Origin of the sequence: Rhodobacter sp. (assembly GCA_020637515.1) — a bacterium.
In the GTDB taxonomy this organism is placed as follows: Bacteria; Pseudomonadota; Alphaproteobacteria; order Rhodobacterales; family Rhodobacteraceae; genus Pararhodobacter.
Genome location: JACKKG010000001.1, coordinates 1,863,305 through 1,888,948, shown reverse-complemented (window position 1 = coordinate 1,888,948; position 25,644 = coordinate 1,863,305). Strand labels below are relative to the sequence as shown.

26 protein-coding genes are annotated in these 25,644 nt (G+C 68.1%); 11 read left to right on the top strand and 15 right to left on the bottom strand.

Annotation, left to right across the window (positions count from 1 at the left end; all coding sequences use genetic code 11):
• Positions 1–140 precede the first annotated feature (140 nt).
• Positions 141–941: a Bax inhibitor-1/YccA family protein gene (locus tag H6900_09245; GenBank protein MCC0073462.1), complete on the bottom strand. Its 801-nt coding sequence runs from the start codon at positions 939–941 to the stop codon at positions 141–143.
• Between the two features lie 98 nt (positions 942–1,039).
• Entirely contained in the window at positions 1,040–1,267 is a 228-nt protein-coding gene (locus tag H6900_09240; GenBank protein ID MCC0073461.1) for a DUF1127 domain-containing protein, read from the bottom strand.
• Between the two features lie 123 nt (positions 1,268–1,390).
• On the opposite strand from H6900_09240, the gene H6900_09235 reads away from it, so the two are divergent.
• Complete coding sequence (locus H6900_09235; protein MCC0073460.1) at positions 1,391–2,269, top strand: LysR family transcriptional regulator; 879 nt, start codon at positions 1,391–1,393, stop codon at positions 2,267–2,269.
• A gap of 3 nt (positions 2,270–2,272) precedes the next feature.
• On the opposite strand, the gene H6900_09230 is transcribed toward H6900_09235, so the two are convergent.
• On the bottom strand, positions 2,273–3,232 hold the full coding sequence (locus H6900_09230) for an NADPH:quinone oxidoreductase family protein (protein ID MCC0073459.1): 960 nt from the start codon (positions 3,230–3,232) through the stop codon (positions 2,273–2,275).
• Positions 3,233–3,727: 495 nt separating this feature from the next.
• On the opposite strand from H6900_09230, the gene H6900_09225 reads away from it, so the two are divergent.
• The gene (locus H6900_09225) at positions 3,728–4,090 is read left to right on the top strand and encodes a helix-turn-helix transcriptional regulator (protein MCC0073458.1); all 363 of its coding nucleotides are present in this window, start codon (positions 3,728–3,730) and stop codon (positions 4,088–4,090) included.
• An 87-nt stretch (positions 4,091–4,177) separates the two neighbouring features.
• On the top strand, positions 4,178–4,984 hold the full coding sequence (locus H6900_09220; protein MCC0073457.1) for an inositol monophosphatase family protein: 807 nt from the start codon (positions 4,178–4,180) through the stop codon (positions 4,982–4,984).
• On the opposite strand, the gene H6900_09215 is transcribed toward H6900_09220, so the two are convergent.
• Together H6900_09215 and mgtE are read right to left on the bottom strand one after the other, a co-directional pair.
• Positions 4,981–5,538, bottom strand: a complete 558-nt coding sequence (locus H6900_09215; GenBank protein MCC0073456.1) for a 5-formyltetrahydrofolate cyclo-ligase — start codon at positions 5,536–5,538, stop codon at positions 4,981–4,983. The two genes, H6900_09220 and H6900_09215, sit on opposite strands and share 4 nt — an antisense overlap.
• Complete coding sequence (mgtE, locus tag H6900_09210) at positions 5,535–6,890, bottom strand: magnesium transporter (protein MCC0073455.1); 1,356 nt, start codon at positions 6,888–6,890, stop codon at positions 5,535–5,537. The genes H6900_09215 and mgtE overlap by 4 nt, the downstream gene beginning before the upstream one ends.
• Positions 6,891–7,079: 189 nt before the next feature.
• Here mgtE and guaD point away from each other — a divergent pair, with 189 nt between their 5' ends.
• Positions 7,080–8,360, top strand: a complete 1,281-nt coding sequence (gene guaD / locus H6900_09205) for a guanine deaminase (protein MCC0073454.1) — start codon at positions 7,080–7,082, stop codon at positions 8,358–8,360.
• Here the strand turns inward: guaD and H6900_09200 are convergent.
• Positions 8,357–8,968, bottom strand: coding sequence for a riboflavin synthase (locus H6900_09200; GenBank protein MCC0073453.1), 612 nt, complete (start codon positions 8,966–8,968; stop codon positions 8,357–8,359). The genes guaD and H6900_09200 overlap by 4 nt on opposite strands.
• Positions 8,969–9,097: 129 nt before the next feature.
• On the opposite strand from H6900_09200, the gene H6900_09195 reads away from it, so the two are divergent.
• The 3 genes from H6900_09195 to H6900_09185 all read left to right on the top strand — a co-directional run bounded on the left by H6900_09195 (position 9,098) and on the right by H6900_09185 (position 13,841).
• Positions 9,098–10,387 (top strand): capsular biosynthesis protein, encoded by a 1,290-nt coding sequence (locus H6900_09195; protein ID MCC0073452.1) that lies wholly within the window; start codon positions 9,098–9,100, stop codon positions 10,385–10,387.
• Between the two features lie 330 nt (positions 10,388–10,717).
• Positions 10,718–11,767, top strand: a complete 1,050-nt coding sequence (locus H6900_09190; GenBank protein MCC0073451.1) for a polysaccharide biosynthesis/export family protein — start codon at positions 10,718–10,720, stop codon at positions 11,765–11,767.
• 16 nt (positions 11,768–11,783) lie between these two features.
• Positions 11,784–13,841: a capsular polysaccharide biosynthesis protein gene (locus H6900_09185; GenBank protein MCC0073450.1), complete on the top strand. Its 2,058-nt coding sequence runs from the start codon at positions 11,784–11,786 to the stop codon at positions 13,839–13,841.
• On the opposite strand, the gene H6900_09180 is transcribed toward H6900_09185, so the two are convergent.
• The 4 genes from H6900_09180 to H6900_09165 all read right to left on the bottom strand — a co-directional run bounded on the left by H6900_09180 (position 13,826) and on the right by H6900_09165 (position 19,014).
• Positions 13,826–14,314, bottom strand: a complete 489-nt coding sequence (locus H6900_09180; GenBank protein ID MCC0073449.1) for a PaaI family thioesterase — start codon at positions 14,312–14,314, stop codon at positions 13,826–13,828. The genes H6900_09185 and H6900_09180 overlap by 16 nt on opposite strands.
• The gene (locus H6900_09175) at positions 14,311–15,429 is read right to left on the bottom strand and encodes a pyridoxal phosphate-dependent aminotransferase (GenBank protein ID MCC0073448.1); all 1,119 of its coding nucleotides are present in this window, start codon (positions 15,427–15,429) and stop codon (positions 14,311–14,313) included. Before H6900_09175 ends, H6900_09180 begins: the two co-directional genes overlap by 4 nt.
• 73 nt (positions 15,430–15,502) lie before the next feature.
• Entirely contained in the window at positions 15,503–17,785 is a 2,283-nt protein-coding gene (locus H6900_09170) for a xanthine dehydrogenase family protein molybdopterin-binding subunit (GenBank protein ID MCC0073447.1), read from the bottom strand.
• Positions 17,786–17,853: 68 nt separating this feature from the next.
• Entirely contained in the window at positions 17,854–19,014 is a 1,161-nt protein-coding gene (locus H6900_09165) for a type III PLP-dependent enzyme (GenBank protein MCC0073446.1), read from the bottom strand.
• A gap of 162 nt (positions 19,015–19,176) precedes the next feature.
• Here H6900_09165 and H6900_09160 point away from each other — a divergent pair, with 162 nt between their 5' ends.
• Positions 19,177–19,608, top strand: a complete 432-nt coding sequence (locus H6900_09160) for an Lrp/AsnC family transcriptional regulator (protein ID MCC0073445.1) — start codon at positions 19,177–19,179, stop codon at positions 19,606–19,608.
• A gap of 57 nt (positions 19,609–19,665) precedes the next feature.
• On the opposite strand, the gene rplT is transcribed toward H6900_09160, so the two are convergent.
• Positions 19,666–20,028 (bottom strand): 50S ribosomal protein L20, encoded by a 363-nt coding sequence (gene rplT, locus H6900_09155; protein MCC0073444.1) that lies wholly within the window; start codon positions 20,026–20,028, stop codon positions 19,666–19,668.
• A 17-nt stretch (positions 20,029–20,045) separates the two neighbouring features.
• On the bottom strand, positions 20,046–20,246 hold the full coding sequence (gene rpmI, locus H6900_09150; GenBank protein ID MCC0073443.1) for a 50S ribosomal protein L35: 201 nt from the start codon (positions 20,244–20,246) through the stop codon (positions 20,046–20,048).
• A gap of 197 nt (positions 20,247–20,443) precedes the next feature.
• On the opposite strand from rpmI, the gene H6900_09145 reads away from it, so the two are divergent.
• Positions 20,444–20,908 carry a hotdog fold thioesterase gene (locus H6900_09145; protein MCC0073442.1) on the top strand — a complete coding sequence of 155 codons (465 nt, stop codon included), beginning with the start codon at positions 20,444–20,446 and terminating at the stop codon, positions 20,906–20,908.
• Here the strand turns inward: H6900_09145 and H6900_09140 are convergent.
• Entirely contained in the window at positions 20,893–21,123 is a 231-nt protein-coding gene (locus tag H6900_09140) for a hypothetical protein (protein MCC0073441.1), read from the bottom strand. The two genes, H6900_09145 and H6900_09140, sit on opposite strands and share 16 nt — an antisense overlap.
• A gap of 26 nt (positions 21,124–21,149) precedes the next feature.
• Entirely contained in the window at positions 21,150–22,595 is a 1,446-nt protein-coding gene (gene pyk / locus H6900_09135; GenBank protein MCC0073440.1) for a pyruvate kinase, read from the bottom strand.
• Between the two features lie 169 nt (positions 22,596–22,764).
• Here pyk and H6900_09130 point away from each other — a divergent pair, with 169 nt between their 5' ends.
• Together H6900_09130 and H6900_09125 are read left to right on the top strand one after the other, a co-directional pair.
• A complete protein-coding gene (locus H6900_09130) occupies positions 22,765–23,079 on the top strand; it encodes a DUF1244 domain-containing protein (GenBank protein ID MCC0073439.1) in 315 nt (104 codons plus the stop codon).
• Positions 23,080–23,303: 224 nt separating this feature from the next.
• Positions 23,304–24,620 (top strand): calcium-binding protein, encoded by a 1,317-nt coding sequence (locus H6900_09125; protein MCC0073438.1) that lies wholly within the window; start codon positions 23,304–23,306, stop codon positions 24,618–24,620.
• A 127-nt stretch (positions 24,621–24,747) separates the two neighbouring features.
• Here the strand turns inward: H6900_09125 and H6900_09120 are convergent, their stop codons facing one another.
• Positions 24,748–25,611 carry a D-amino-acid transaminase gene (locus H6900_09120; GenBank protein MCC0073437.1) on the bottom strand — a complete coding sequence of 288 codons (864 nt, stop codon included), beginning with the start codon at positions 25,609–25,611 and terminating at the stop codon, positions 24,748–24,750.
• Positions 25,612–25,644 lie beyond the last annotated feature (33 nt).

Genomic DNA, 25,644 nt, shown 5'->3' with positions numbered 1-25,644 from the left:
TGGGGTTTTCCACGCCTCTGGATCCCCCAGGGGATAAATCCGGCACAGGGATGGCCCCCCGGCGACGGCCGAGACCGGGTCAAACGAAAACGGGCCGGTCCAAAGGACCGGCCCGTCGTTTGCGAGGCGATTGCCTGCGCTCAGCGGCGGTCGCCGAAAAGTTGCAGCAGGAACATGAACATGTTGATGAAGTCGAGATAGAGCTGCAACGCACCCATGATCGCCGACTTGCCCAGCCACTCGGTGTCGCCATTGTGCGCATGGGCCACATAGGTCGACTTGATGCTCTGCGTGTCATAGGCGGTCAGGCCGGCGAACAGCAGCACGCCGATCGCCGAGATCGCGAATTCCATCGCCGAGGACTGAAGGAACCAGTTGACGATCATCGCCACCAGCAGCCCGATGACTCCCATCATCAGGAAGGTTCCCATGCCCGACAGATCGCGCTTCGTGGTGTAGCCATACAGGCTGAGCCCGGCGAAGGCGATCGCGGTGATCAAGAACACCTGCATGATCGAGAACCCGGTGAACACCAGGAAGATGGAGCTGAGCGAGGCGCCCATCAGCCCGGCATAGACCCAGAAATAGATCTGCGCGCCGGCCGCCGACATGCGGTTCATGGCGGCGCCAAAGAACATCACCATGCCCAGCGGCGCCAGCATCACCACCCATTTCAGCGGCGAGGTATACAGAAGCGCGCCGAACGAGGTCAGGTAATCCCCCTGCCCCAGCGCATAGACCTGACCCTGCGCATTGTGCGCCGCGCCGGCCATGTCCGCCGTCACCGCCAGCCCGGCCAGCGCCCAGGCCGCCAGCGCGGTGATCAGCATGCCCACGGCCATCGTGCCGTAGACCTTGTTCATGTGCGCGCGCAGGCCCGCATCAATCCGTGCGCCGAGCGCGCCGGTGTCGGACGTGCGCACCGACTGGTAGTTGGCCATGAAACCCTCCGTTGGAACCAAGCGTTGTGCGGAAACCGACGGCCCCGCAGATGCCTCCAATATCGGGATTACCTGTCACGGTTTCAAGGCATTCCGCATCAGCGCCAATGCGCGGGGGCGTCCCAGAACGGACGGTCGGCCTCGGACCGGGCCTGGGCGCGGGTCAGACCCAGATCGCGCAGGCGCGCGTCGTCCAGTTCGGCCAGGGCGCGGCGCTGGCGCAAAAGGGCCGGTGCCAGACGCAGAACACCCAGAACCGAACGGCGCCCGGCTGGGGCAGACAGCGGCGCGGCCAGGGACACGGGGGCGGCAAGGGTGCGGGTCATCGGTAGGGTCCTTCTGCAATTCGAATGAGTCGCGCGCGGCTCATGACGGATGTTGATCCGATAGGCGAAACTGGCGTATCATGAAAACGAATGTTCTTGATATCTTGCATCAAAGGTCTTGATATGCGCCGCAACCTCGATCTCGCCGCCCTGCGCGCCCTCGCTGCCATCGCGGATTTCGGCGGGGTGACGCGCGCGGCGCATGTGCTGAACCTGACGCAATCGGCCGTTTCGATGCAGATCAAGCGGCTGGAGGAATCGCTGGGCCTGTCAGTGCTGGATCGCAGCGGGCGCGGCGTGTCGCTGACTGGCGAGGGCGAGCAGTTGCTGGCCTATGGCCGGCGCATCCTGGCCCTGAACGACGAGGCCGTCGAACGCCTGACCGACAGCGATTTCGAGGGGGAGATCGTCATCATCGTGCCCCATGACATCGTCTACCCCCATATCCCCCACGTGCTGCGGCATTTCCAGGCCATGTTCCCGCGCATGCAGGTGCAGCTTCAGGCGCGCAACACGCGCAAGGCGAAAGAGGCCTATCTGAACGGCGATTGCGACCTGATCCTGACCACCGAGCAGCACTGCGGCCCGGGTGGCGAGACGTTGACCCGACTGCCGCTGATCTGGATCGGCGCGCCGGCCGGGCAGGCATGGCGGCAGCGCCCGCTGCGGCTGGCCTTGGGCCGCTATTGCGCATTTCGGCCCGGGATCGTCGCCGCGCTGGACCGGGCCGGTATCCCGTGGGAAGCGGCGGTCGAATCGGAATCGGACCGCACGCTCGAGGCCGCCGTCAGTTGCGACATGGCGATTCACGCGCTGCTGGCCGGGACCGAGCCGCCACACGCCGAACGCATCGCACACAATGGCACGCTGCCCGACCTGGGCAGCCACCTGGTCAACCTCTACATCCGGCCCGGCATCGCCTCGCCGGGGGTGCTGGCGCTGGCCGATCTGCTGCGCAAGGCCTGGGACGGCGCGGGCCTGTCCGTCGCCGCCGCCGCGTAGCCGCTACATCGTCACCACGACTTTGCCGGTCGAGGCCCGGCTGCGCAGCAGGTCCATGGCCTCGGCCGTGCGCTCCAGCGGCAGGGTGTGGCTGACGTGGGGGTGCAGCGCGCCTTGCGCATAAAGCGCCATCAGGTCCGCCAGAGACCGCGTCAGGACCTGCGGCGCAAAGCTGTTGTAGCCGCCCCAATACAGGCCGATGACGTCGATGTTCTTGACCAACAGGATGTTCGCGGGGATCTGCGGCACCTGCCCGCCGGCAAAACCGATGACGACAAAGCGCCCCTCGGGCCTGAGGGCGCGCAACGCCGCCGAGGCCGCCGGTTCGCCGACCGCGTCATAGACCACGTCCACGCCGCCCAGGGCCTTGAACGCCGTTTTCAGATCGGCCTCGGCGCTGTCGATCAGGATCGAGGCCCCCGCCGCCTGCGCGACCTTCAGCTTGTCGGCGCCGCGCGCCACGGCGACAACCCGCGCGCCCAACCGCGCGCCGATCTCGACCGCCGTCAGGCCGACTCCGCCCGAGGCCCCCAGAACCAGCAAGGTCTCGCCCTCGCGCAGGCGCGCGCGGTGAGTCAGGGCCAGGTGCGAAGTGCCATAGGCGACGATGAACCCCGCCGCCTGGTCAAAGGGCATGGCCTCGGGGATCGGCAGGCAGGCGGTGGCCGGGAAACAGCCGTATTCCGCCAGTCCGCCCTGCCCGTAAAAGGCCGCGACCCGCTGACCGGGGGCAAAGGCCGTGACCCCCTCGCCCAGCGCATCCACCTCGCCTGCGACCTCCATGCCCATCACGAAGGGCAGCGCCGGGCGTTCCTGATATTGGCCTTGCGCCATCAGGAGATCGGCGAAATTCAGTCCGCAGGCGCGAATCTTCAGACGAATCTCGCCGGGGGCCGGTTCAGGCAGCGGCAGGTCAGTCACGGCGGGGGGCGTATCGGTCGAAGCCAGGACAAAGGCGCGCATCGGGGTCTCCGGTCGGTGTCGGGTCGTGTTCGAAAGCCGTGTTCGCGCGATCGGGGACCGGGGCGCGTTCACGGCTCGCGGCAGCATGGCGACGGCCCCGCACAAGGGCAAGCGTGACGCGACGCCGCCTGTGGGGTTTCGCAAATTGCATATACACGCAAAAGTTGATGCAGGACGCATTGCATTTTGCAAAACACGCCTTGATGGAAAGTTCCGGGGGTGATTACATCAAGACGGGCAAGCCGAGTCGCCCGCCAAGCTGCCGCCACGTCAACCAGGGCGCGAACGCCGAGGCCAACGGCAGGCGGCCACGAATGACCCTCTGGCCCTCGACCGAACAGGCCCGAAACCTGCAAAAACGGCCTCGACTCGAAAGAACTGAACGGAATTCGTGCCGCCCGGTTACAGTTGGCACGAAAATTGCTTGATGTGCGAGTGAGGAACCATAAACGGCCAGAAACACCCTCGGGCCGATCGTGACAGAGGAGTAGACCTGTGAAGCACCCAGTTGACGTGCATGTCGGAAAGCGCATTCGCCATCGGCGCTGGATGGTGGGCATGACCCAGCAACAGCTGGCGGATTCCGTCGGGATCAAGTTCCAGCAGATCCAGAAATACGAAACCGGCATGAATCGCGTCAGCGCCTCGCGTCTTTGGGACATCGCCCGGACGCTGGGGGTGGAAATCGGCTTCTTCTTCGAAGGGTTGGGCAACGAGGCCAGCAGCGATTCGGCCATCGAGACCGACATCCTGGCCAACAAGGAAGCGATGGAGCTGGTGCGCGCCTATTATGCGATCCCCGAGGCCCAGCGCAAACGCCTGTTCGACCTGGCGCGCGTGCTCTCGGACGCCGCCTGAAGGCACACGACCCCGCCGACGCGGCCGGCGCCCTTGCCCGGCCGCGTCGTCCTGACTAGACAGGCCGCGCAGCCCTTGGAGACACCGATGACGCGCGCGCCCCTTTCCCCAGACCTGACCGCCGACCTGTGGCGCACGGCCCACGCGATGGCCGACGCCGCGCGACCGGCAACCCTGGCGCATTTCCGGGCCGCCGGTCTGTCTGCCGACAACAAGGATTCGCAGGGCTTTGACCCGGTGACCGCGGGCGACCGCGAGGCCGAGTCCGCCATGCGCGCCGTGCTGGCCCGGATGCGCCCCGACGACGCCATCCTGGGCGAAGAACACGGCGCGAAACCCGGAACCACCGGCCTGACCTGGGTGCTGGACCCGATCGACGGCACGCGCGGCTTTCTGTCGGGCACGCCGACCTGGGGGGTCCTGGTCGCGCTGGCCGATGCGCAGGGGCCGGTGCTGGGCCTGATCGACCAGCCCTATATCGGCGAACGTTTTTCCGGTGGCCCGGGCGTGGCCCAGGTCGAGGGGCCGCAGGGCCGCGCGGCCCTGGCGACGCGCGCGCCGCGCCCCTTGTCGCGGGCCATCGTGTTCACGACCTTTCCCGAGGTCGGCACCCCCGACGACGCGCAAGCCTTTCACCGGGTCTCGGCCCAGGCGCAGCTCACCCGATACGGGATGGATTGCTACGCCTACGCGCTGCTCGCCGCCGGCCAGATCGATCTGGTGATCGAGGCCGGCTTGCAAAGCTACGACATCATGGCCCCCATCGCCGTGATCGAGGCCGCGGGCGGGCTCGTCACCGACTGGCAGGGGGGCCCGGCGCACCAGGGCGGTCGGGTGCTGGCCGCGGCCAATCCGCAAATCCATGCCGAGGCGATGGCCCTGCTGAGCGCTTAGGAAAACCGCCTGAGACCGCTTTCGGTGACCACGCCGTCCAGCCGCTGGTCATAGGCATCGACAGGCACCTCGGCCAGTTCCTGCGCGTCAAAGGCAAAGCCCAGCGCGGTCACCGGCCCCGCGGCGCGCAGCTTTGCCAGCGTGCGGTCGTAAAACCCGCCACCATAGCCCAGCCGATAACCGCGCGCATCGAAGGCCAGCATCGGCACGATCAGCACGCGCGGCACCATCGCCACGCCGTCGGCGGGAACCTTGGCGCCGAACGGACCATCGAGCAGCGCGCCCTCGGGCGTCCACAGATGGAACTCCAGCGGCTGCGCCGCGCCCGGGATCACCGGCACGCCGACCGGGCCGGAATGCGTGGTCATGACGGGCACGGGGTCGATCTCGGTCCGGATCGGCAGATAGCCGGCCAGGGGCACGGGTCCGAACGCGGCCAGCGCGGCGCGCAAGCCCGCCTGGGCCGCCACGTCACGCCCGGTTCCGAACACCGCCTTGCGCGCGGCAAACGCCGCCTTGCGGACCTCGGCCTTGATCTGATCCATGTCGCTCATAGCAGCACCATCGTCGCCAGCCCCAGAAACGCGAAGAAGCCGACGACATCCGTTACCGTGGTCACAAAGGTGCCCGAGGCCAGCGCGGGGTCCAGCTCCATCCGGTCCAGGATCAACGGCACCAGCACCCCAGCCAGCGCCGCCACGGCCAGGTTGATGACCAGCGCGCCGGCGATCACCACGCCCAGAAGCACGCTCTGGCCATAGAACACCCAGGCGATGCAGCCCATGATGAGGGCAAAGCCCAGCCCGTTCACCAGCCCGACCACGATCTCGCGCCGCACCACCCGCGACGCGTTCGAGGCCGTCAGGTCGCGGGTCGCCAGGGCGCGCACCGCCACGGTCAGCGACTGCGTGCCCGCGTTGCCGCCCATCGAGGCGACGATCGGCATCAGCGCGGCCAGCGCAACGATCACGGCGATGGTGTTTTCGAACAGGCCGATCACCGCGGCGGCAATGTTGGCGGTCAGCAGATTCACGGCCAGCCAGGGGAACCGCTGGCGCACCGTGTCCCAGACGCCGTCCGACAGGCTCGATTCCTCGCCCACACCGGCCATCCGCAGAAAGTCTTCCTCGTGCTCCTCGTCCAGCACGTTCATGGCGTCGTCGATGGTGATGACCCCCACCAGACGCCCCGCGCCATCGACCACGGGCATCGAGATCAGATGATACTTATTGAACATCAGCGCCACTTCGGATTCCTCTTCCGTGGCCTCGACTGTCAGAAAGCTGCCTTCGACGATTTCGCGCAGGGGCGTATCCCGTCGCGAGGCCAGAACGCGACCCAGCGTCGCGTGGCCGGTCGGCCGGTGCCGTTCGTCCACCAGGATGACGTGATAGAACTGATCGGGCAGCCAATCGACCGACCGCAGATGGTCGATGGTCTGGCCCACTGTCCAGTCCTGCGGCACGGTCACCGTTTCCGACTGCATCAGGCGGCCGGCGGAATACTCGGGCCAGGCCAGCGAGCTTTCGACCGCCGCCCGGTCTTCGCTTTCCAGCGCGTCCAGGATGAAGGCCTGATCGTGGTCTTCCAGGTCCTCGATGATGTCCACGACATCGTCGGTGTCGAGTTCGCGCACCGCCTCGGCCAGGACCGCGCGCGGCAGGGCGTCGATCACGTCCTCGCGCAGGCTTTCGTCCAGTTCGGACAGCACCTCGCCGTCGATGGCGTCCGGCGCCAAAGCCAGGAAGGCACGCCGCTGCGATCCGCTGATCTGTTCCAGAAAATCCGCGATATCGGCCGGGTGCAGCGGTTCCAGCATTTCCTCGACCGCAGGACCGTCGCCGGCCTCGACCGCCTCGAGAACGGCGGGAATCAGACCTTCCAGCGGATCGCCGCTGTCGTTCATCTCGGCCTGCGGTTGCGCGTGAAGGGACTCGTGTTGCGCATCGTCGCGTTCCGGTTCCGTCATGCTCGCCTCCCGGGGGTCTGAGGTGCGTCCGTTCGTGATTCGATGCAGGTCCGACCCGCCAGTGGTTGTTATGCGCAAACAGCCACGCGATAAAGACCTTACCCGGTTCACGAAAAGGCCGCCCCCATGCCCGACCTGCTGATCGGTCAGACCCTGACCTTCGCCGCCGACCCGTTCGTGGAAGGCCCCGCCGCCGCGCGGCACGACAGCCGGGGCGGCGTGGTGATCGACGCCGGGCGCATCATCGCGACCGGCCCCGCCGACCGATTGCGGGCCGCCCATCCCGGCGCGCGGGTGCACGACTACGGCCAGGCGCTGATTTCGGCCGGGTTCGTGGACGCGCATGTCCACTACCCGCAGACCGGTATCATCGCCAGTTGGGGCAAGCGGCTGATCGACTGGCTGAACACCTACACCTTTCCCGAGGAATCGCGCTTTGGCGACCCGGCGCACGCGCAGGCGATTGCCGGAATGTGCCTCGACCTGATGCTGGCGCAGGGCACGACGACGCTGTGCAGCTTCTGCACCATCCACCCCGAAAGCGTTGACGCGCTGTTCACCGCCGCGCGGGACCGCGGGATGCGGGTGCTGGCGGGCAAGACCTGCATGGACCGCAACGCCCCCGACACGCTGCGCGACACCGCGCAGGCGGCCTATGACCAGTCCAGGGCGCTGCTGCAACGCTGGCACGGGGTGGACCGGCTGTCCTATGTCATCACGCCGCGCTTCGCCCCCACCTCGACGCCCGAACAACTGGCCGCGCTGGGGGCGCTGTGGTCGGAACACCCCGAGGTGCCGATGCAGACCCACCTCAGCGAACAGCCCGAGGAAATCGCCTGGGTGGCCCGGCTGTTCCCGCAGGCGCGCGACTATCTCGAAGTCTACGAGCACTTTGGCCTGCTGGGCGAACGGGGGCTTTATGGCCACGCGATCCACCTGACCGACCGCGAGCGGGCCCGCCTGCGCGAGGTGGGCGCCGCGCTGATCCATTGCCCGACCTCGAACGCCTTCATCGGCTCGGGCCTGTTCGACATGGCCGGCCTCAAGGCCGAGGGGCAGCGCATCGGGCTGGCCACCGACATCGGCGGCGGGTCGAACCTGTCGATGTTCCGGACCATGGCCGCGGCCTACGAGATCGCGCAACTCAGGGGTGCGGCGCTGCATCCCTCGCAGCTGTGGTGGCTGGCGACACAGGGGTCGGCCCGGGCGCTGGGGCTGGGGGACCGGATCGGCGCCCTTGCGCCGGGGATGGAGGCCGACCTGGTGGTGATCGACCTGGCCTCGACCCCGGTGATCGCGCAGCGCAGCTCCCGCGCGACCGACCTGTGGGAGGCCCTGTTCCCGACGATCATGATGGGCGACGACCGCGCCGTGGTCGCGACCTGGGTAAACGGGCGCGCCGTCTAGCGGCCGTCGTCCCAGTCGCGCATCCGGGCGACATAGCGGGCCAGCGTGTCGATCTCCAGGTTGACGGCATCGCCCCGGGCGACCGTGCCCCAGGTGGTCACCTGCTGGGTATGGGGGATCAGGTTCACGCCGAATTCGCGGCCCTGAACCTCGTTCACCGTCAGAGAGGTGCCGTTCAGCGCCACCGACCCTTTGGGCGCGATGAACCGCGCCAGATCCTCGGGCGCGCGAAAGGTCACGCGGGTGCTGTCGCCATCGCGCCGCAGGTCCACGACCTCGGCCACCCCGTCCACATGCCCCGAGACGATGTGCCCGCCCAATTCGTCGCCGACTTTCAGCGCGCGCTCCAGATTCAGCCGCTTGCCGACCGCCCATCCGCTGCGGCCAATGGCGGTCTTGGCCTGGGTTTCGGCGGAAATGTCCACGTCGAACCAGTTCTGCGGCGTGCGACCCAGCGCAACGACGGTCAGACAGACCCCGTCGCAGGCGATCGAGGCGCCGATTTCGATCCCGTCCACATCATAGCCGGTGCCGATCCGCGCGCGCAGATCGCCGCGCGCCTCTACCGCCAGAATCCGGCCAATATCGGTGATGATCCCCGTGAACATGCGCGCCTTCCGTCGTTTCTGCCGTCAGTGGTCACCTTTTGAACACCTTCGGGCTTTATGGTCGAATCAATCTCTGGCATCCTTTCGCGCAAAGGGGAACACCCCAAGGGCAGACAGGCAGGCAGCACGATGATCCGCACCCAGGGCGACGACCGCCGATTTCTATTCCTGCAAGGGCCGCACGGGCCGTTCTTCAAGGACCTCGGCGCCATGCTGCGTCGCGCCGGGGCCGAGGTCTGGCGCGTCGGCTTCAATCGCGGGGATCAGGCCTATTGGGGGCGGCAGGGCTACATTCCCTTTACCGGCACGCAAGACGACTGGCCGCAGACGGTCGAGGGGGTTTTCGACCGCCTCGCGATCACCGACCTGGTGCTTTACGGCGACACACGCTTCATCCATGCCGAGGCCGTGACCCGCGCCCGCGCGCGGGGCATCACCGTCCATGTGTTCGAGGAAGGCTACCTGCGCCCCTGGTGGGTCACCTATGAACGCGGCGGCGCGAACGGGCATTCGCGGCTGATGGACCTGTCCGTCGCCGACATGCAGCGCGCGCTCGAACGCTGCGAGATCGACCTGATCGACGCGCCCGCGCATTGGGGCGACATGCGCCACCATGTGTTCTACGGCTTTGCGTATCACGCGCGCGTCCTGCTGGCGAATGGCCGCTACAAGGGGTTTCGCCCGCACCGCGCGATGAATGTCGCGCAGGAATTCCAGTTGTATCTGGGCCGCCTGCTGGCGATGCCCTTGCACGCGATCGAACGGCGGCTGGCAACCTGGCGGGTGCGAACCGGCGGCTTTCCCTATCACCTGGCGCTGCTGCAACTGGAACATGATTCGAGCTTTCAGCAACATAGCCCCTTTTCCACCATGACCGAGTTCCTGGAGGTCACGATACAGGGCTTTGCCCAGGGCGCGCCGCGCCACCACCATCTGGTGTTCAAGGCCCACCCGCTGGAAGACGGGCGCACGCGGCTGAAGGCCGACATCCAGCGCCTGGCGCGCGTCGCGGGGGTGGCGGACCGGGTGCATTTCATTCGCGGCGGCAAGCTGGCGGGATTGCTGAACCACGCGCGCTCGTCCGTGACCGTCAACTCGACCGCCGCGCAACAGGTGCTGTGGCGCGGGATGCCGCTCAAGGTCTTCGGTGCCGCGGTCTATGACAAGCCCGAGTTCGTCTCGACCCAGCCGCTGCCGGACTTCTTCGCACAGCCCTCGCGCCCCGATCTGCGCGCCTACCGCGACTATCGCCGCTTCCTGCTGGAGACCTCGCAACTGCCGGGCGGCTTTTATTCCGCCGCCGGGCGGCGGCAGCTGCTGCGCCAGGTGGTCGATCTTCTGCTCTCGCCCGAGGACCCGTATACCGCGCTGATCCGCGGACATGCGGCGCCACGGCAACACCTGCGGCTGGTGCGCTGACCGCCCGCCGGGCCGGCGCACGACACAACATCCGGTTTGTGACATTCCGCGCGCCCCCCGTATCTTGCCTTTCGCGCGTCACGGCCCTGTCCGACGGGCGCGCCGCGCCCCGGCCGGGCCGCTGGCCGCCCCTCGCAACGGCCGCCCGACATGACATCCCACTTGGAAATTCTGTCGGTTCTGTCTATACTTGCGTGAAAAACTTGAGGCAGATCCATCAAAGGAGCCCGAGCAGTGATTGTCAGACCTTCACGCCGCGCCGTTGCGCTGGCGCTTGGTGTGTTTGTGGCGGGGCTCAGCGCCTGTGGCGTGCCCCGGCCCGGGCCCAACATGAACGAGATCTTTGCAGGATCGGTCCTGCGCGAGGGGGACGCGTATATCGTCGCCGTCGGGGACCGCGTGAACCGTGCCGCCAACGTGCCGGCCGCGCTGGGCTTCTCAGACGCGCTGCGCAGCGCGCGACTGCTGGGAGGCGACACGATCCGCACCGGCGACACCGTGTCCGTCACCATCTATGAAAACGTGCCCGAAGGCTTGCTGACCGCGGCCGACGCGCCCGGCGCCCGCCTGACCGAATTGCAGGTGGACGACCAGGGCTACATCTATGTGCCCTTTGCCGGCCGCGTGCGCGCCGCCGGCCAGTCGCCCGAGGACCTGCGCACCGCCATTGCCCGCCAACTGGACCAGCAGACCCCCGATCCGCAGGTCTATGTCAGCCGCACCGGCGGCGACGGCGCGACCGTTTCGGTGGTCGGCCGGGTCGGGGCGCAGGGCGTCTACCCCATCACCCGCCCGAACCGCAGGCTGACGGCGATGGTCGCCTCGGCGGGCGGCGTCAGCATCCCGACGCAGACCGCCATGATCACCGTCAGTCGCGGGCAGATCACCGATCGCGTCTGGCTGAACGACCTGTTCGAACACCCCGAACTGGATATCGCGATGCGCGGCGGGGACCGGATCTTCGTCGAGCAGGATCAACGCAGCTTTACCGTGCTGGGCGCGACCGGCACCCAGGCGCTGGTGACCTTCGACCGCCAGGAAATGACCGCGATCGAGGCCCTGGCGCGCGTCGGCGGGCTGGACGCGACCCGCGCCGATCCGACCGGCGTGTTCGTCTTCCGCGACGAACCGGCCGAAATTGCCCGCGCCGTGCTGGGCCGGCAGGACATCGTCGGCGATACGCGCATCATCTATGTGCTGGACCTGACCGCCCCGAACGGCATGTTCAATGCCCGCGATTTCCAGATCCGCGACGGCGACACGATCTATGTGACCGAGGCCGCCAATGTGACCTGGAACCGGCAGATCTCGACCCTGGCCGGCACGCTGGGCGCCACCGGCGCGGCGGCGACCGCGGTGTCCGACGTGCGCAACCTCTAGACGCCGAGGCGGGGCGATGACCCAATCCAGCGCCCCGCCGCGCCGCCTGATCGCCGCCAGCCTGGGGTTTCTGGGCCCCTCGGCCCAGGCCCGCCGCATCCGCCGGATCCTGGAACTGGCATTGGCACGGCCGCGCGCCGGATGGCCTGAGGGCGGCGATGCCGTTCTGGCCTGGGGCCACAGCCCCCGCGCCTGGCGGGCCGAGGCCCTGACCCGGCGCACCGGCGCCGCGCTGTGGCGGGTCGAGGACGCCTGGATCCGCTCGATCCAGCCGGCCCGCGTGGGCCACGAACCGCCCGTCGGGTTGTTGGTCGATACGCTGGGAATGCATTACGATCCCACGCAACCCTCGGAACTGGAACACCTTCTGGCGACCCATCCGCTGGACGACGGGCGGCTTGTGGCGCGGGCGCGGCTGTGTCTGGAACGGCTGCGCGCACTGCACCTGTCGAAATACAACAGCCACGACCCTGCCCTGCCGCCGCCCGATCCCGGCTATGTGCTGGTGATCGACCAGGTGCGTGGGGATGCGTCCCTGACGCGCGGGGCCCCCGGCGGCCCGCTGCCGGCCGAGCGGGTCTTCCGCGAAATGCTGGTGCGCGCGCAAGAGGACAACCCCGGCGCCCGGGTGCTGATCCGCGCCCACCCGGAAACCGCGCAGGGCCGCCGCGCCGGTTACTATGGTCCCGCCGACGCGCAGGGGCGCGTCGGCTTCATCGACGGCCCGCACTCGCCCTGGTCGCTGTTCGAAGGCGCGGTCGCGGTCTACACGGTCTCGTCGCAAATGGGGTTCGAGGCGATCCTCGCCGGGCACCGGCCCCGCGTTTTCGGCGCGCCCTTTTACGCCGGTTGGGGCCTGTCCGAGGACGAGGCCGCCCCCCCGCGCCGTCAGCGCGCCCTGACCCGCATCCAGATGTTCGCGCTGGCCATGGTCCTGTATCCGCTGTGGTATGACCCGCTGCGCGACCGCCTTTGCGGGCTGGAAGAGGTCATCGACCAGATGGAGGCCCGGCTCGTCGCCTTTCGCCAGGATCGCAATGGCCACGACGCCGTCGGCATCCGCCTGTGGAAACGCCCGCACATGCAGGCCTTCTTCGGCCGCGAGAAACCGCTGCGCTTTGTCCGCGCGTCGGACCGGACGGATGCCTTGGGGTGGGCCTCGGCCGTTGGGCCCGATTTTGCCGGCCTCAGGGTCGAGGACGGCTTCGTGCGGTCAAAGGGGTTGGGCGCGGCGCTGGTGCCCCCCCTGTCGCTGGCGGTGGACGATCTGGGCATCTACTATGACCCCACGCGCGAAAGCCGGTTGGAGCGGTTGATCGCCGGCCCGCTGCCCCCGGGCGGCGAGGCCCGGGCGCGGGCGCTCCGCGCCGCGCTGCTGGCGGGCCGGGTCACCAAATACAACCTGCCGGCCGGCCCCACCGACCCGGCGGCCCGGGTCGCGGCGCTGCGCGCAGAGCGTCCGGGGGCCGAGGTGATCCTGATCCCCGGCCAGGTCGAGGACGACGCCTCGATCCGGTTGGGTGCGGGCAGCGTGCGGACCAACCGCGCCCTGCTGGAGGCCGCCCGCACCGCCCATCCCGACGCGATCCTGCTGTTCAAACCCCACCCCGATGTCGAGGCCGGACTGCGCGACGGCGCGGTCCCCGATGCCGACCGCCTGGCCGATCTGGTGCTGGCCGATACCGACGCGCCCGGCGCGCTCGATCTGGCCGACCGGGTGTGGACCATGACCTCGGGCCTGGGGTTCGAGGCCCTGTTGCGCGGCATCCCGGTGACCACGCTGGGCGCCCCGTTCTATGCCGGCTGGGGCCTGACCGACGATCGCGGCCCGGTGCCCGACCGACGCCTGCGGGTGCATCCCCGGCCCGACCTGGACCGCCTGACCCATGCCGCGCTGATCGCCTACCCGCGCTATCTGGACCCGCTGACCCGCATCCCCTGCCCCCCCGAACTGGCGGTCGAACGGCTGGCCCAGGGGCTGACCGGCCGCCCCGCGCCCAGCTTGCGCGCCCTGGCCAGACTGCAAGGCGCGCTGGCCAGCTACGCGCCCCTGTGGCGTCACCCGCGGGGCTGAAAGATCAGGCAGGTCGTCGATCCGGTGGCATAGAGCCGGCCATCCGCGACGCCGCGAATCTCGGCCTCGGCCACCGCGGTGGTGCGGCCAGCGTGCTGCACGCGCGCGGTGCATTCGACCTCGAGGTCCAGGGGGATCGCGCGGGTCAGGTTGACCTTGTATTCCAGCGTGGTCTGGCCGACCCCGGCGTCCAGCACCGTCGAGATCGCGCAAGCCAGGGCCGAATCCAGGATCGTGCCATACCAGCCGCCGTGAACGCCGCCCATCGGGTTCAGATGTTCGAAACGGGGGGTGCCGCGAAAGCGAACGCAGCCGCGCTCGGCCGCGTGCACATGGATGTTCATCACTCCCGAAATCGGTGGCCCGGCCAGCTTCCCGTCGCGGATCGCCTCGATGAAGGCCAGCCCGCTGAGGGCCAGAACCTCGTCGCGGGTCGGCATGTCCTGGGGGGTGCGGGCAGGGTGCTGGGTCATGCCGGGGCTCCTGTGCGGGCCTCGGCCAGGGCCTCGGGGAGGGCGCGGGCAAAGGCATCGATCTGCGCGTCGGGGCCGGTGCTGACGCGGATGCAGCGGTCATGCGGCGCGACAAAGGGCATGCGGATGAACACCCCGCGCCGGACCACCGCGGCCAGCACCCGGCGCGCGAAATCGCCGTCGCCGCCGCAGTCGATGGTGACGAAATTGGTGGCCGACGGCAACGCCCGCAGGCCGTTCTCGGCCGCGATGTCGGCCAACCGGGCGCGGGCGACGGCGACCGCCTGACGGGTCTGATCCAGATGCTGCGTATCGCGCAACGCCGCCAGCGCGCCGATCTGCGCCGCCCGGTTCATGCCGAAATGGTTGCGCACCTTGTCAAAGGCCGCAATCAGGGCGGGCGCCGCGATGGCATAGGCGACGCGCGCCCCCGCCATGCCGTAAGCTTTTGAAAACGTGCGAAAGCGGATCACCCGAGGGTCGTCCGGATCGATCCTGGCGGCGGTGCCTTCGGGCGCGAATTCGACATAGGCCTCGTCCAAGGCCAGCAGCGTTCCTTCGGGCACCTGCGCGATCATCGCCTCGATCACCGAGGCCGGGTGCCAACTGCCCATCGGGTTGTCGGGGTTGGCCAGGTAGACGATCTTCGCCCCCACCTCGCGCGCCTTGTGGATCAACGCGGACGGGTCCTCGCTGTCGCCCAGATAGGGCACCTTGACCAAGGTGCCGCCATACCCCGCGACGTGGAAATTGAAGGTCGGATACGCCCCGTCCGACGTCACGACCGGATCGCCCACCTCGATCAACAGGCGCACCAGATAGCCCAGCAAACCGTCGATCCCCTCGCCCACCATGACATGCGCGGGCGTGACGCCCATCCGGGCCGCGATCTCGCGCTTCAGATCGTGGTTTTCGGGGTCGCCATACATCCATTGCCCGGCCGCAGCCTCAGCCATGGCGGCGATGGCCCGGGGCGACGGGCCAAAGCCGTTCTCGTTGGCCCCGAGGCGGGCCTCGAACCCGGCGCCGCGCGCGCGTTCCTGTGTTTCGGGGCCGACAAAGGGCACGGTCGCGGGCAGCGACTGGACAAGGCGGGTGTAGCGGGGACCGGTCATGGGCGGCACCTTCGGACTGGAGGCAGGGACGGGCGCCAGGTGGCGCCTGGGTCACTTGCTGGATGGCGGACACTCATGCGGCGGCCTCTTGCAACCAGCCCCAGATGCGCTGGGGCGTCAGCGGCATATCGACATGACGCACGCCACGCGACCACAGTGCATCGAGTGCCGCGTTGCCGATCGCGGCCAGCGCGCCCACGGTGCCAGCTTCGCCGCAGCCCTTCATGCCGATCGGATTGTTGCGCGAGGGCGTCGGCTCGCTGACGAAGCGGATCAACGGCAAATCGGTGGCGCGGGGCATCGCGTAATCCATGAAGCTGCCGGTCAGAAGCTGGCCGTCGGGGTCGAAGCGCGCGTCTTCGACCACCGCCTGCCCGAACCCCTGCGCCACGCCGCCGTGGACCTGCCCCTCGGCCAGTTGCGGATGCATGAGGGTGCCCAGATCGTCCACCGCCAGATAGCGGTCCAGCCTGAGCGCGCCGGTCTCGGGGTCAACCTCGACCTCGCACAGATGGGCGCCGTTGGGAAAGCTGCGCCCGGGCAGTTTGGTGCGTTTTTCGTGCCTGAGCAGGTCGATCCGGCCCCGCGCCCGCGCCAGATCGGCAGCCTCCAGCAGCGTCAGCCGACGGTTCGACCCGGGGGCCGAGAAGATCCCGTCCTCGAACGTGACCGGGGCAGGCTCGCCCTCGGACTCCAGAAAGGCCGCAAAGGCCGCAACCATCTGTTCCACGGTGCCCAGCGTCGCCACCGACTGCACCGTGACCGACCGCGACCCCCCGGTGCCACCGCCCGTGGCGATGCGGTCGCTGTCGCCCTGGATCACCGCGATCCGCTCGAAGGGCACGCCTGTCAGATCCGCCAGATACTGCGCATAGACCGTCTCGTGCCCCTGCCCGTTCGACTGCGTGCCGACGTAAAGCCGCACATCGCCATCGTCGGCGAACTCGACCGTGGCGCCCTCGGTATCGTCGCCCAGAATGCTTTCAATATAGTAGCAAAGCCCCAGGCCGCGCAGCATCCCCCCGGATTCGCTGGCCTTTCGACGCGCGGCAAAGCCCGACACATCGCCCAGCCCCTCGGCCCGGGACAACACGCGGGCGAAATCGCCCACGTCATAGGTCATGCGCCCGGGGGTGGTATAGGGAAAGCGGTCCGGCGCAATGAAATTGCGCCGCCGCAGGTCGAAGGGCGAAACCCCCAGATCCCGCGCGGCGCTATCCATGGCGCGTTCCAGCAGCGTGATCGCCTCGGGTCGGCCGGCCCCGCGATAGGCATCGACCGGGGTCGTGTGGGAATAGAGCCCCTGCACCCGCAAGACCGCGCAAGGGATGTCATAAACCCCCGTCAGAACCTTTGAGAACAGTTCGGACTGGATGTTCTGCCCGAATTGCGAATTGTAGGCACCCAGGTTCGAGCGGGTCGTGACCCGATAGCCCGTCAGACGGAGGTCCGCGTCAAAGGCCAGTTCGGCCAGGCTTTCCAGATCGCGCGCGCCATTGTCCGAGACCATCGCCTCGGCCCGGTCCGAGATCCAGGCAACCGGCCGACCCAATGCCCGGCTGGCCTGTGCGACGGCGAAATGTTCGGGGTATCCCATGCTTTTCATGCCGAACCCGCCCCCCACGTCGGGGGTGGTGACCTGCACGGCCGCCTCGGGCAGGGACAGGGTTCGGGCCAGCTCGCGCTTCAGGTTCCAGACCCCCTGGCCGTTGAAGGCGAAATGCAACCGCGCACCGTCCCATTCGGCCAGACAGGCGCGCGGTTCGAGGCTGGCGACCGCGACGCGGTTCTGGCGCACCGACAGCCGCGTGACATGGGCCGCGCGGGCAAAGGCGTCGGCCACCGCGTCCTCGTCACCCAAAAGCCAGTCCATGGCGACATTGTCGGGGGCCTCGGCGTGAACCGCCGGGCCGCCCGGTTCCAGCGCCAGATGCGCGGGGTGTTCGGTGTAGTCGAATTCGATCGCCTCGGCCGCGTCCAGCCCCTGCTCGCGGGTCTCGGCGACGATCAGCGCCAGCGGTTCGCCGACATGGCGGATCGTGCCCTCGGCCAGGATGGGGCGTCGGGTGTCGATGCCACGCTGTCCACGCTGGTCGCGCGCGGTCACCGCCCAGATCCCCGCCGTGACACCGGCCGCGTGCAGGTCGCCGGCTGTCAGCACCAGCGCGATTCCGGGCATCTGCCGCGCGGCGTCCACGTCCAGCACCAGGTCCGTCGCATGGGCCACCGGCGCGCGCAGGAAAACGGCGTGCAGGCAGCCATCGGGCAGGGTGTCGGCGACGTAGCGCCCGGTGCCGGTCAAAAAGCGCAAGTCCTCGCGCCGCTTGACGCCCTGCGATTGTCCGAAAGCCCGCATTCCCCGCCCACCTGTCCTGTTTCGCGGGGGCAGGATAGCCCCGCCCGCCGCAAGGGCAAGGGGTAGCGTCAGGCGTGCAGGTCCATCACCATATGCACGGCCAGCGCGCCGAACCCGTTGAACCGGGTGTTTGTCGCCACCGAATAGGCGCCCATCCCCTGGACCAGCAGGAAATCGCCCTCTTCGATGTCGCACGGCAGCGGGGTTTCCCCCGGCAGGCGGTCCACCGAATCGCAGGTCGGGCCAAAGACCACGCGGCGCTGGATCTCGCCGGTGCGCTGCGTGCCCTCGGGCGACCAGACGGTGATGCGGTCCATCGCGCCCATCAGCGGCAGCTCGGCGAACGCGCCATAGACCCCATCGTTGAGAAAGACGTGGTTGTCGTCCCGCAGCCCCTTGATGCGCGCGCACAGCGCCATCGAATCGGCGACCAGCCCGCGGCCCGGTTCGCAGATCAGCGCGGGCGCGTCGGCGCCAAAGGTTTCTTCGGTCACGCGGCCGATCAGGTGGAAGATCGCGTCGAGCGACGGCACCACGGCCTGCACCCGGTGCGACGGGAAGCCGCCGCCCACATTGAGCCGCTGGATGCGCACGCCCGCCGCCTGCGCGATGCGCCCGGCGGCGCGGATATAGGCGTCCCAGGCTTGCGGATCGACGCACTGCGTGCCCGGGTGAAAGGTCAGCGACGGCGTGTAGCCCCGCGCGGCCACGCGGCGCAGGATCTCGGTCGCCAGGTCCTCGGTCGCGCCGAACTTGGCGCCGAAGTCATAGGTGGCGCCCGCGACAGGCAGCTTGTAGCGCGCGGTGATCTCGACGCGTTGGCCGTTGGCGCGGGTGGTGGGAACCAGCGCGAACAGCTTGTCCAGTTCGCTCAGCGAATCGACGGAATAGCTGGCCACATCGCGGCCGACGGCAAAGACGATCTCGTGCCGGGCGCGGACGGGGTTGTTGTAGTGCAGCGCGGCCTCGGGAACCAGGCGGCGGATCAGGGCGATCTCCTCGGGCGAGGCGACATCGAACCCGGTCACGCCGGAGGCGGCCAGATTGGTGATGATCGACTCGTCCGGGTTCGATTTCACCGCATAGGTCACCAGGCCCGGGAACCCTTCGAGAAAGCGGTGCGCCTGGGCCTGAAGGGCCGCCGGCGACAGGAACATGACAGGATCGTTCGGACCGACCGAGCGCAGATACTCGACCGGATCGGACCAGATGGTGTCGGAGAATCCCATGGGCGTGACCTTTCGCCTCGCTGCTCATCGTGTCCGGACCACCTCCGGCACTGTAGAGTCAGGATGGCGCAAATAGGCAAGTTTTGTATCAAGCAAAAGAATTGAATCGTCGCGTGGGGGCGTTAAATTGACGAAATAATCGGCACATCGACGAGGCACCCCATGGACGATCTCGACAAGGCGCTGGTCGCCCTTCTCATCGCGGACGCGCGCCAACCACTGGCGACCCTGGCCCGCAAGCTGAAGGTCGCGCGCACCACCGTTCAGTCCCGGCTCGAGCGGCTGGAGGCCACCGGCGCGATCGTCGGCTACACGCTGAAGCTGGGGGCCGAGGCCGCGCGGCCGCTGATTCGGGCTTCGGTTCTGGTGTCGATCGAACCCCGCAATCAGGCCGCCATCCTGACCCGCCTGCGCACCCTGCCCGAGGTCGAGCGCGCCTTCACCACCTCAGGGCGGTTCGATCTGCTGTTGCAGGTCGCGGCCCCCACCACCGAACAACTGGACAGCGTGCTGGACGGGATCGGCGCCCTGCCGGGGGTGAAATCGTCGGAAAGCCTGATCCACCTGACCACCCGCATCGACCGCGTGGCCTGAACGCAAAAGGGCCGCCCCATGCCGGGACGGCCCTTTCGGAAACTCTGTCGTGCCGGATCAGGCCTGTGCGGCCTGCGCCTGGCTGACGATCTGGGCAAAGGCCTCGGGCTCGTGCACCGCGAGATCGGCCAGAACCTTGCGGTCCACCTCGATCCCGGCGACGGCCAGCAGGTTGATAAAGCGCGAATAGGTCAGCGCGGGGTCCAGCGCGCGCACCGCGGCGTTGATTCGCTGGATCCACAGCGCGCGGAAGTTGCGCTTGCGGTTCTTGCGGTCGCGGGTGGCGTACTGGTTCGCCTTGTCCACCGCCTGGGTGGCCGTGCGGAAGTTGCGCGACCGGGCGCTGTAATACCCCGCGGCCTGCTTGATGACCTTGCGGTGACGGGCGTGGGTGACCTTACCGGATTTGACGCGTGCCATGTGTCGATCTCCTCAGCTCAGCGGGCGTAGGGCATGTAGGTCTTGACGATCTTGGTATCCGGCTCGCTCAGCACCATGGTGCCGCGCGCGTCGCGGATAAACTTGGTCGTCCGTTTGATCATGCCGTGCCGTTTGCCGGCCTGAGCCGATTTGATCTTGCCGGTCGCGGTGACCTTGAACCGCTTTTTGGCGGCCGACTTGGTCTTCATCTTGGGCATTTCCGTCTCCTGTCTTGTCTGAGCGGTCAGAACGCGCGACTCGGCATGCCACTGTCGGCCGGCCGCGCGGGGTGTTCGAGGGGTGCCCATTACCCCGGGTCGGACCGGATGGCAAGAGGGGCCGGCGGAACGCGAGGTCACGCTTGCGCCCTGCCCGCTTTTGTCCTGCCATGGCGACAAACCAGCACGAGGCCAAGATGACCACCGAACCGATCTGGAAAACCCCCTTCACCGTCGAACTGGCGAACCGGGTGGGAATGAACACCGCGAACGCCCACATGGGGATCGAGATGCTCGAGGCCGGCCCCGATTACGTCGTGGGCCGGATGCCGGTCGATCACCGCACCAAACAACCGGCGGGTATTCTGCACGGCGGGGCCTCGGTCCTGCTGGCGGAAACGCTGGCGTCCTGGGCCGGGGCCTTTGTCGTCGATGCGACGCAGCAAACCGTGGTCGGGCAAGAGATCAACGCCAACCACCTGCGCCCGGCGACCGGCGGCTGGGTCACCGGCACCGCGCGGCCGATCCATCTGGGCCGGCGCAGCCAGGTGTGGGAGATCCGCATCACCGGCGACGACGGCAAGCTTGTGTGCATCTCGCGCATGACGCTGGCGGTGGTGGACCGCCCCGGCGCGGCGCAGATGCCTCAGCGCGGCCAGTAACGCGCCAACGTTGCCAGCGCGATATCGGGAATCTCGCGCCAGTCGTAGCCGCCGCCGGGATGGGTGACCCAGGCCCAGCCGATCAGACCGGCGGCGAGCGCCAGCAGGATCAACGCCGCCCAGGGCCGCCGCCGGTCGGCCCAGGCCGAGACGAAGGCGACGAAGCACAGGGGCAGAAAGATCAGCCCGATCAGGAACAGAAGATCGCGGTCCATGGGCTCTCCGGTTGGGGTCTCGACGATTATTCCGCCTCGGCGCGGTAAATCAAGCGTTCGTCGCAGGGCGCCACGCGCAGGATGTTGGTGGTGCCCGGCACGTTGAAGGGCACCCCCGCCGTGACAACGATCTGATCCTCGGTCGTGCCCATGTTCAGATCGCGGATCGCCCGTGCGGCGCTGACCACCGCCGACTTGAAGCGGTCGATGCTGCCCGTCGCCACGCACGAGACGCCCCAGACCAGGCACAAGCGCCGCAACGTATGCACCGAGGGGCTGAGCGCCAGGATCGGCACCTGCGGGCGTTCGCGCGCCACCTTGAGCGCCGTGGTGCCGGATTCGGTGAAGCAGCAGATCGCCTTGATGTCGGTCGATTCCGCGATTTCGCGCGCGGCCGAGACGATGGCATCCGCGACCGAGGTGCGCTCATAGGTGCGGAAGGCGTTGATGACCTGCCGATAGGTTGCGTCGCCTTCGACCGACAGCGCGACATTGTGCATGGTGCGCACGGCCTCGACCGGGTAGTTGCCGGCCGCCGATTCCGCCGACAGCATGACCGCGTCGGCGCCCTCGTAGATCGCCGTCGCCACGTCCGAGACCTCGGCCCGGGTCGGCATGGGGCTTTCGATCATGCTTTCCAGCATCTGCGTCGCCACGATCACCGGCTTGGCCAGCGCGCGCGCGCGCCGCACCAGGCGCTTCTGGATCGGCGGCACCGAATGCACCGGCAGTTCCACGCCCAGATCGCCCCGCGCCACCATGATCCCGTCGGACACCTCGGCGATGGCATCGAACGCCTTGACCGCGGCCGGCTTTTCGATCTTGGCCAGGACCGCGGCGCGGCCCCGGGCCAGTTCGCGGGCCTCCAGCACGTCCTCGGGGCGCTGCACGAAACTGAGCGCCAGCCAGTCCACGCCCAACTGGCAGGCAAATTCCAGATCCGCGCGGTCCTTGTCGCTGAGCGCGCGCAGCGGCAGCACCACATCGGGCACGTTCACGCCCTTGCGGTTCGAGATGACTCCCCCCACCAGCACGGTGCAATCGGCGTGATCCTCGGCGCAGGTCTCGACTCGCAGGATGATCTTGCCGTCATTCACCAGCAGGCGCGCCCCGGGTTCGAGCGCGGCGAAGATCTCGGGGTGCGGCAGGGTCACGCGGTGATGGTCGCCCTCGGCCGGGTCCAGATCGACGCGAAAGCTCTGCCCTTCCTCCAGTTCGACGGCGCCGATGCCAAAGGTCCCGACCCGCAGCTTGGGCCCTTGCAGATCCGCAAGGACGGCGATCGGGCGCCCGGTCTCGGCCTCGACCTGACGGATCAGGCCGTGGCGGGCGGCCTGCTCCTCGTGCGTGCCATGGCTCATGTTCAGGCGGAACACATCGGCGCCGGCCTCATACAAGGCGCGGATCGTCGCCAGATCCGACGACGCGGGCCCCAAGGTGGCGACAATCTTGACGTTTCGGTTGCGTCGCATGGCGCGCGTCCTTCCCTGATCTTTCCGGCTGCTGCTGTCCGTATCGCGCAATTGCGACGCCCCGGCAACCGTTGTCGGCGCATTGTCGATAACGCTAACAGGCAGGGTCCGCTTGACGGCGCGGCCGCGAATGGCCAGTTCTGGGGCATAGCAGCGACACGAGGCCGCCATGGACGACGCCACCCGCACCCGCATCGAGGCCGCAACCTATCGCCGGTTGATCCGTCACCTGATGCACGACCGCCCCGACGCGCAGAACATCGACCTGATGAACCTGGCCGGGTTCTGCCGCAACTGCCTGAGCCGCTGGTATGGCGAGGCCGCAGCCGACGAGGGCCTGACCCTGACCAAGGACGACGCCCGCGCCATCGTTTATGGAATGCCCTACGACGAATGGCGCGCACGCCATCAGCGCGAGGCCACGGGCGACCAACTCAAGGCCTTTGAAAAAAGCTTTGCCGAGAATGTCGGAAAAGCCGATTGAGGTCGCGATTCGGCATTCTTCGCGGATCAGGAACGGTTGTTTCCGGTTTCGCGACAGTCCGTAACCCCTCTGCAATATTCGTCGCGTTCTGCAAGCTGTGCGCTGCGGAAATCACCACCCCCGGTTGAAAGTAGCCGGTCAGGACCGAGTTTCCTTGACCCCGGCATCCATGCCATTTCCAATGCTCGCCGGGTGACCGGACGTAGATTTTTTGGGGGTGTGCCATGGCGTTTCTCGGACTTTTTCTTGCGCTTGCGCTGCTGATGGCGGCTGGAGGCTTCGGGTCCAGCGACCCGGTGGACACGCCCGAGCCCGAACCGATCGACGGCACGAACGACGATGACACGCTCACGGGCACGGACAACGGCGACCTCATCAACGGCTTTGGCGGCGACGACACCATCGACGCGGGGGCCGGCAACGACGAGGTCAATGCCGGCGGCGGCAATGACAGCGTGGACGGCGGGCTGGGCGACGACTTCCTGCGCGGCGAACGCGGTGACGACACGCTCGCGGGCGATGCCGGCAACGACCTGCTGTGGGGCGAGGGCGGCCGGGATTCCCTCTCTGGCGGCGACGGCGCGGACACGCTGAACGGCGGCGACTGGGACGACGTCCTGACCGGCGGCAACGGCTGGGATTCGCTCTACGGCGGCAACGGCAACGATCTGCTGTCGGGCGGCCAGGGCAACGACCGGCTGTTCGGCGAGGCCGGCGACGATTCATTGACCGGCGACATGGGCAACGACTCGCTCTTTGGCGGTGACGGCAACGATTCCCTGCTGGGCAACGGCGGCCAGGACAGCCTGGACGGCGGCGCCGGCAACGACACGCTGGATGGCGGCGACTGGAACGACACCCTGACCGGCGGCGGCGGCAACGACCTCATGCTGGGCGCGGCCGGCAACGACCGGTTGGCGGGCGACGAGGGCGACGACACGCTGGACGGCGGCGCGGGCAACGACCTGTTGCAAGGCGGCGGCGGCAATGACCGGCTGCTGGCCGGCAGCGGCCGCGACACGCTGGCCGGGGACGCCGGCAACGACACGCTCGACGGGGGCGACGGCGGCGACCTGCTCTATGGCGGCGACGGCAACGATGTGCTGATCGGCGGCGCGGGGATCGACACGCTCGAAGGCGGCGCCGGCAACGACATCCTGCAAGGGGGCGAAGGCGGCGATTACCTCAATGGCGGCGCGGGTGCGGACAGCCTTTATGGCGGTCAGGACGACGACTCGATCCTTGCCGACCGCGAGGATACGGTTGAAACCGGGGACGGACTCGACGTGGTCCGCCTCGAGGGGCACCTGAACGAGACCACGGGCACCGGCGCGGTCATCACCGACTTCACCACGGGCCAGGATTCGCTGGAACTGAACGTGACCTATACCGGCGCGACACCGCCCGACGTGGTCACGACCTATGACGCGGTGAATGACCAGACGGTGGTCAGCGTCGGCGGCGAGGTCTGGGCGCGAATCGCGGGCTCGACGTTCAACGCGGCGACCGATCTCACCGTGGCGCTGGACCGGGCCGCCTGATTTCCGCGACAAAAGCAGGCGGGCGCGGGAACAATCCCGCGCCCGCGTGTCTTTGTTTCCTGCGCGTGGACAATCCCCGGGGAACGGGCGTTCCAATCCACCCAAAGGCCGCCAAGGCGCAACCCGATCAGATCGCGGCCTTGCGCATTTCGTCCAGGTAGATCTCGCGCAGTCGCGCGGTCACCGGGCCCGGCGTGCCGGCGCCCAGCGCCGCACCGTCGATCTCGACCACCGGCATGACAAAGGCCGAGGCCGAGGTGATGAACGCCTCGTCCGCGGCCTGCGCCTCGGCGATGGTAAAGGGGCGTTCGACCACCTCCATCTGGGCCTCACGCGCAAAGCGCAAAACCGCGGCACGGGTGATCCCGTGCAGGATGTCGTTCGACAACTGCCGCGTGATGATCTGGTTGCCCTTGACGATATAGGCGTTGTTCGAGGTCCCCTCGGTCACCGCGCCGTCTTCGACCAGCCAGGCGTCATCGCAGCCGGCCTTTTTCGCCATCATCTTGCCCATCGACGGATAGAGCAGTTGCACCGTCTTGATGTCGCGCCGGCCCCAGCGGATATCCTCGATCGAGATCACCTTCATGCCGACCCTGGCCGCGGGACTATCGGCCATGCCCGGCTTGTTCTGGGTGAACAGAACCACCGTCGGCGGGCAGGTCTCAGGGTCGGGCCAGACGAAATCGCGGTCGCCGGGCGCGCCGCGCGTGACTTGCAGATACACCAGCCCGTCGATGATGGCGTTCTTCGCCACCAGGTCGCGGTGAATGGCCAGCCAGTCCTCATCGGACAGCGGATTGCGGATCTCCAGTTCCGAAAGCGACCGCGCCAGCCGCTTCAAATGACCGCCAAAGTCGATCAACTTGCCGCCCAGCACCGAGGTCACCTCGTAGACGCCATCCGACATCAGGAACGCCCGGTCAAAGATCGAGACCCTCGCCTCTTCCTCGGGCAGATAGTCGCCATTGACATAGACAGTGCGGGACATGAGGCTCTCCATTCGGTTTGGTCGGTTCATCGG

What these genes read in the sequence shown, in the direction of transcription:
- H6900_09215 (MCC0073456.1), bottom strand. Translation starts at nt 5,538, where the DNA reads ATGAGCGACATGGATCAGATCAAGGCCGAGGTCCGCAAGGCGGCGTTT.
- rpmI (MCC0073443.1), bottom strand. Translation starts at nt 20,246, where the DNA reads ATGCCCAAGATGAAGACCAAGTCGGCCGCCAAAAAGCGGTTCAAGGTC.
- H6900_09235 (MCC0073460.1), top strand. Translation starts at nt 1,391, where the DNA reads ATGCGCCGCAACCTCGATCTCGCCGCCCTGCGCGCCCTCGCTGCCATC.
- H6900_09220 (MCC0073457.1), top strand. Translation starts at nt 4,178, where the DNA reads ATGACGCGCGCGCCCCTTTCCCCAGACCTGACCGCCGACCTGTGGCGC.
- H6900_09230 (MCC0073459.1), bottom strand. Translation starts at nt 3,232, where the DNA reads ATGCGCGCCTTTGTCCTGGCTTCGACCGATACGCCCCCCGCCGTGACT.
- H6900_09130 (MCC0073439.1), top strand. Translation starts at nt 22,765, where the DNA reads ATGGACGACGCCACCCGCACCCGCATCGAGGCCGCAACCTATCGCCGG.
- H6900_09145 (MCC0073442.1), top strand. Translation starts at nt 20,444, where the DNA reads ATGACCACCGAACCGATCTGGAAAACCCCCTTCACCGTCGAACTGGCG.
- pyk (MCC0073440.1), bottom strand. Translation starts at nt 22,595, where the DNA reads ATGCGACGCAACCGAAACGTCAAGATTGTCGCCACCTTGGGGCCCGCG.
- H6900_09180 (MCC0073449.1), bottom strand. Translation starts at nt 14,314, where the DNA reads ATGACCCAGCACCCTGCCCGCACCCCCCAGGACATGCCGACCCGCGAC.
- H6900_09170 (MCC0073447.1), bottom strand. Translation starts at nt 17,785, where the DNA reads ATGCGGGCTTTCGGACAATCGCAGGGCGTCAAGCGGCGCGAGGACTTG.
- H6900_09240 (MCC0073461.1), bottom strand. Translation starts at nt 1,267, where the DNA reads ATGACCCGCACCCTTGCCGCCCCCGTGTCCCTGGCCGCGCCGCTGTCT.
- guaD (MCC0073454.1), top strand. Translation starts at nt 7,080, where the DNA reads ATGCCCGACCTGCTGATCGGTCAGACCCTGACCTTCGCCGCCGACCCG.
- H6900_09200 (MCC0073453.1), bottom strand. Translation starts at nt 8,968, where the DNA reads ATGTTCACGGGGATCATCACCGATATTGGCCGGATTCTGGCGGTAGAG.
- H6900_09165 (MCC0073446.1), bottom strand. Translation starts at nt 19,014, where the DNA reads ATGGGATTCTCCGACACCATCTGGTCCGATCCGGTCGAGTATCTGCGC.
- H6900_09175 (MCC0073448.1), bottom strand. Translation starts at nt 15,429, where the DNA reads ATGACCGGTCCCCGCTACACCCGCCTTGTCCAGTCGCTGCCCGCGACC.
- H6900_09185 (MCC0073450.1), top strand. Translation starts at nt 11,784, where the DNA reads ATGACCCAATCCAGCGCCCCGCCGCGCCGCCTGATCGCCGCCAGCCTG.
- rplT (MCC0073444.1), bottom strand. Translation starts at nt 20,028, where the DNA reads ATGGCACGCGTCAAATCCGGTAAGGTCACCCACGCCCGTCACCGCAAG.
- H6900_09245 (MCC0073462.1), bottom strand. Translation starts at nt 941, where the DNA reads ATGGCCAACTACCAGTCGGTGCGCACGTCCGACACCGGCGCGCTCGGC.
- H6900_09160 (MCC0073445.1), top strand. Translation starts at nt 19,177, where the DNA reads ATGGACGATCTCGACAAGGCGCTGGTCGCCCTTCTCATCGCGGACGCG.
- H6900_09190 (MCC0073451.1), top strand. Translation starts at nt 10,718, where the DNA reads ATGAACGAGATCTTTGCAGGATCGGTCCTGCGCGAGGGGGACGCGTAT.
- H6900_09195 (MCC0073452.1), top strand. Translation starts at nt 9,098, where the DNA reads ATGATCCGCACCCAGGGCGACGACCGCCGATTTCTATTCCTGCAAGGG.
- H6900_09125 (MCC0073438.1), top strand. Translation starts at nt 23,304, where the DNA reads ATGGCGTTTCTCGGACTTTTTCTTGCGCTTGCGCTGCTGATGGCGGCT.
- mgtE (MCC0073455.1), bottom strand. Translation starts at nt 6,890, where the DNA reads ATGAACGACAGCGGCGATCCGCTGGAAGGTCTGATTCCCGCCGTTCTC.
- H6900_09120 (MCC0073437.1), bottom strand. Translation starts at nt 25,611, where the DNA reads ATGTCCCGCACTGTCTATGTCAATGGCGACTATCTGCCCGAGGAAGAG.
- H6900_09140 (MCC0073441.1), bottom strand. Translation starts at nt 21,123, where the DNA reads ATGGACCGCGATCTTCTGTTCCTGATCGGGCTGATCTTTCTGCCCCTG.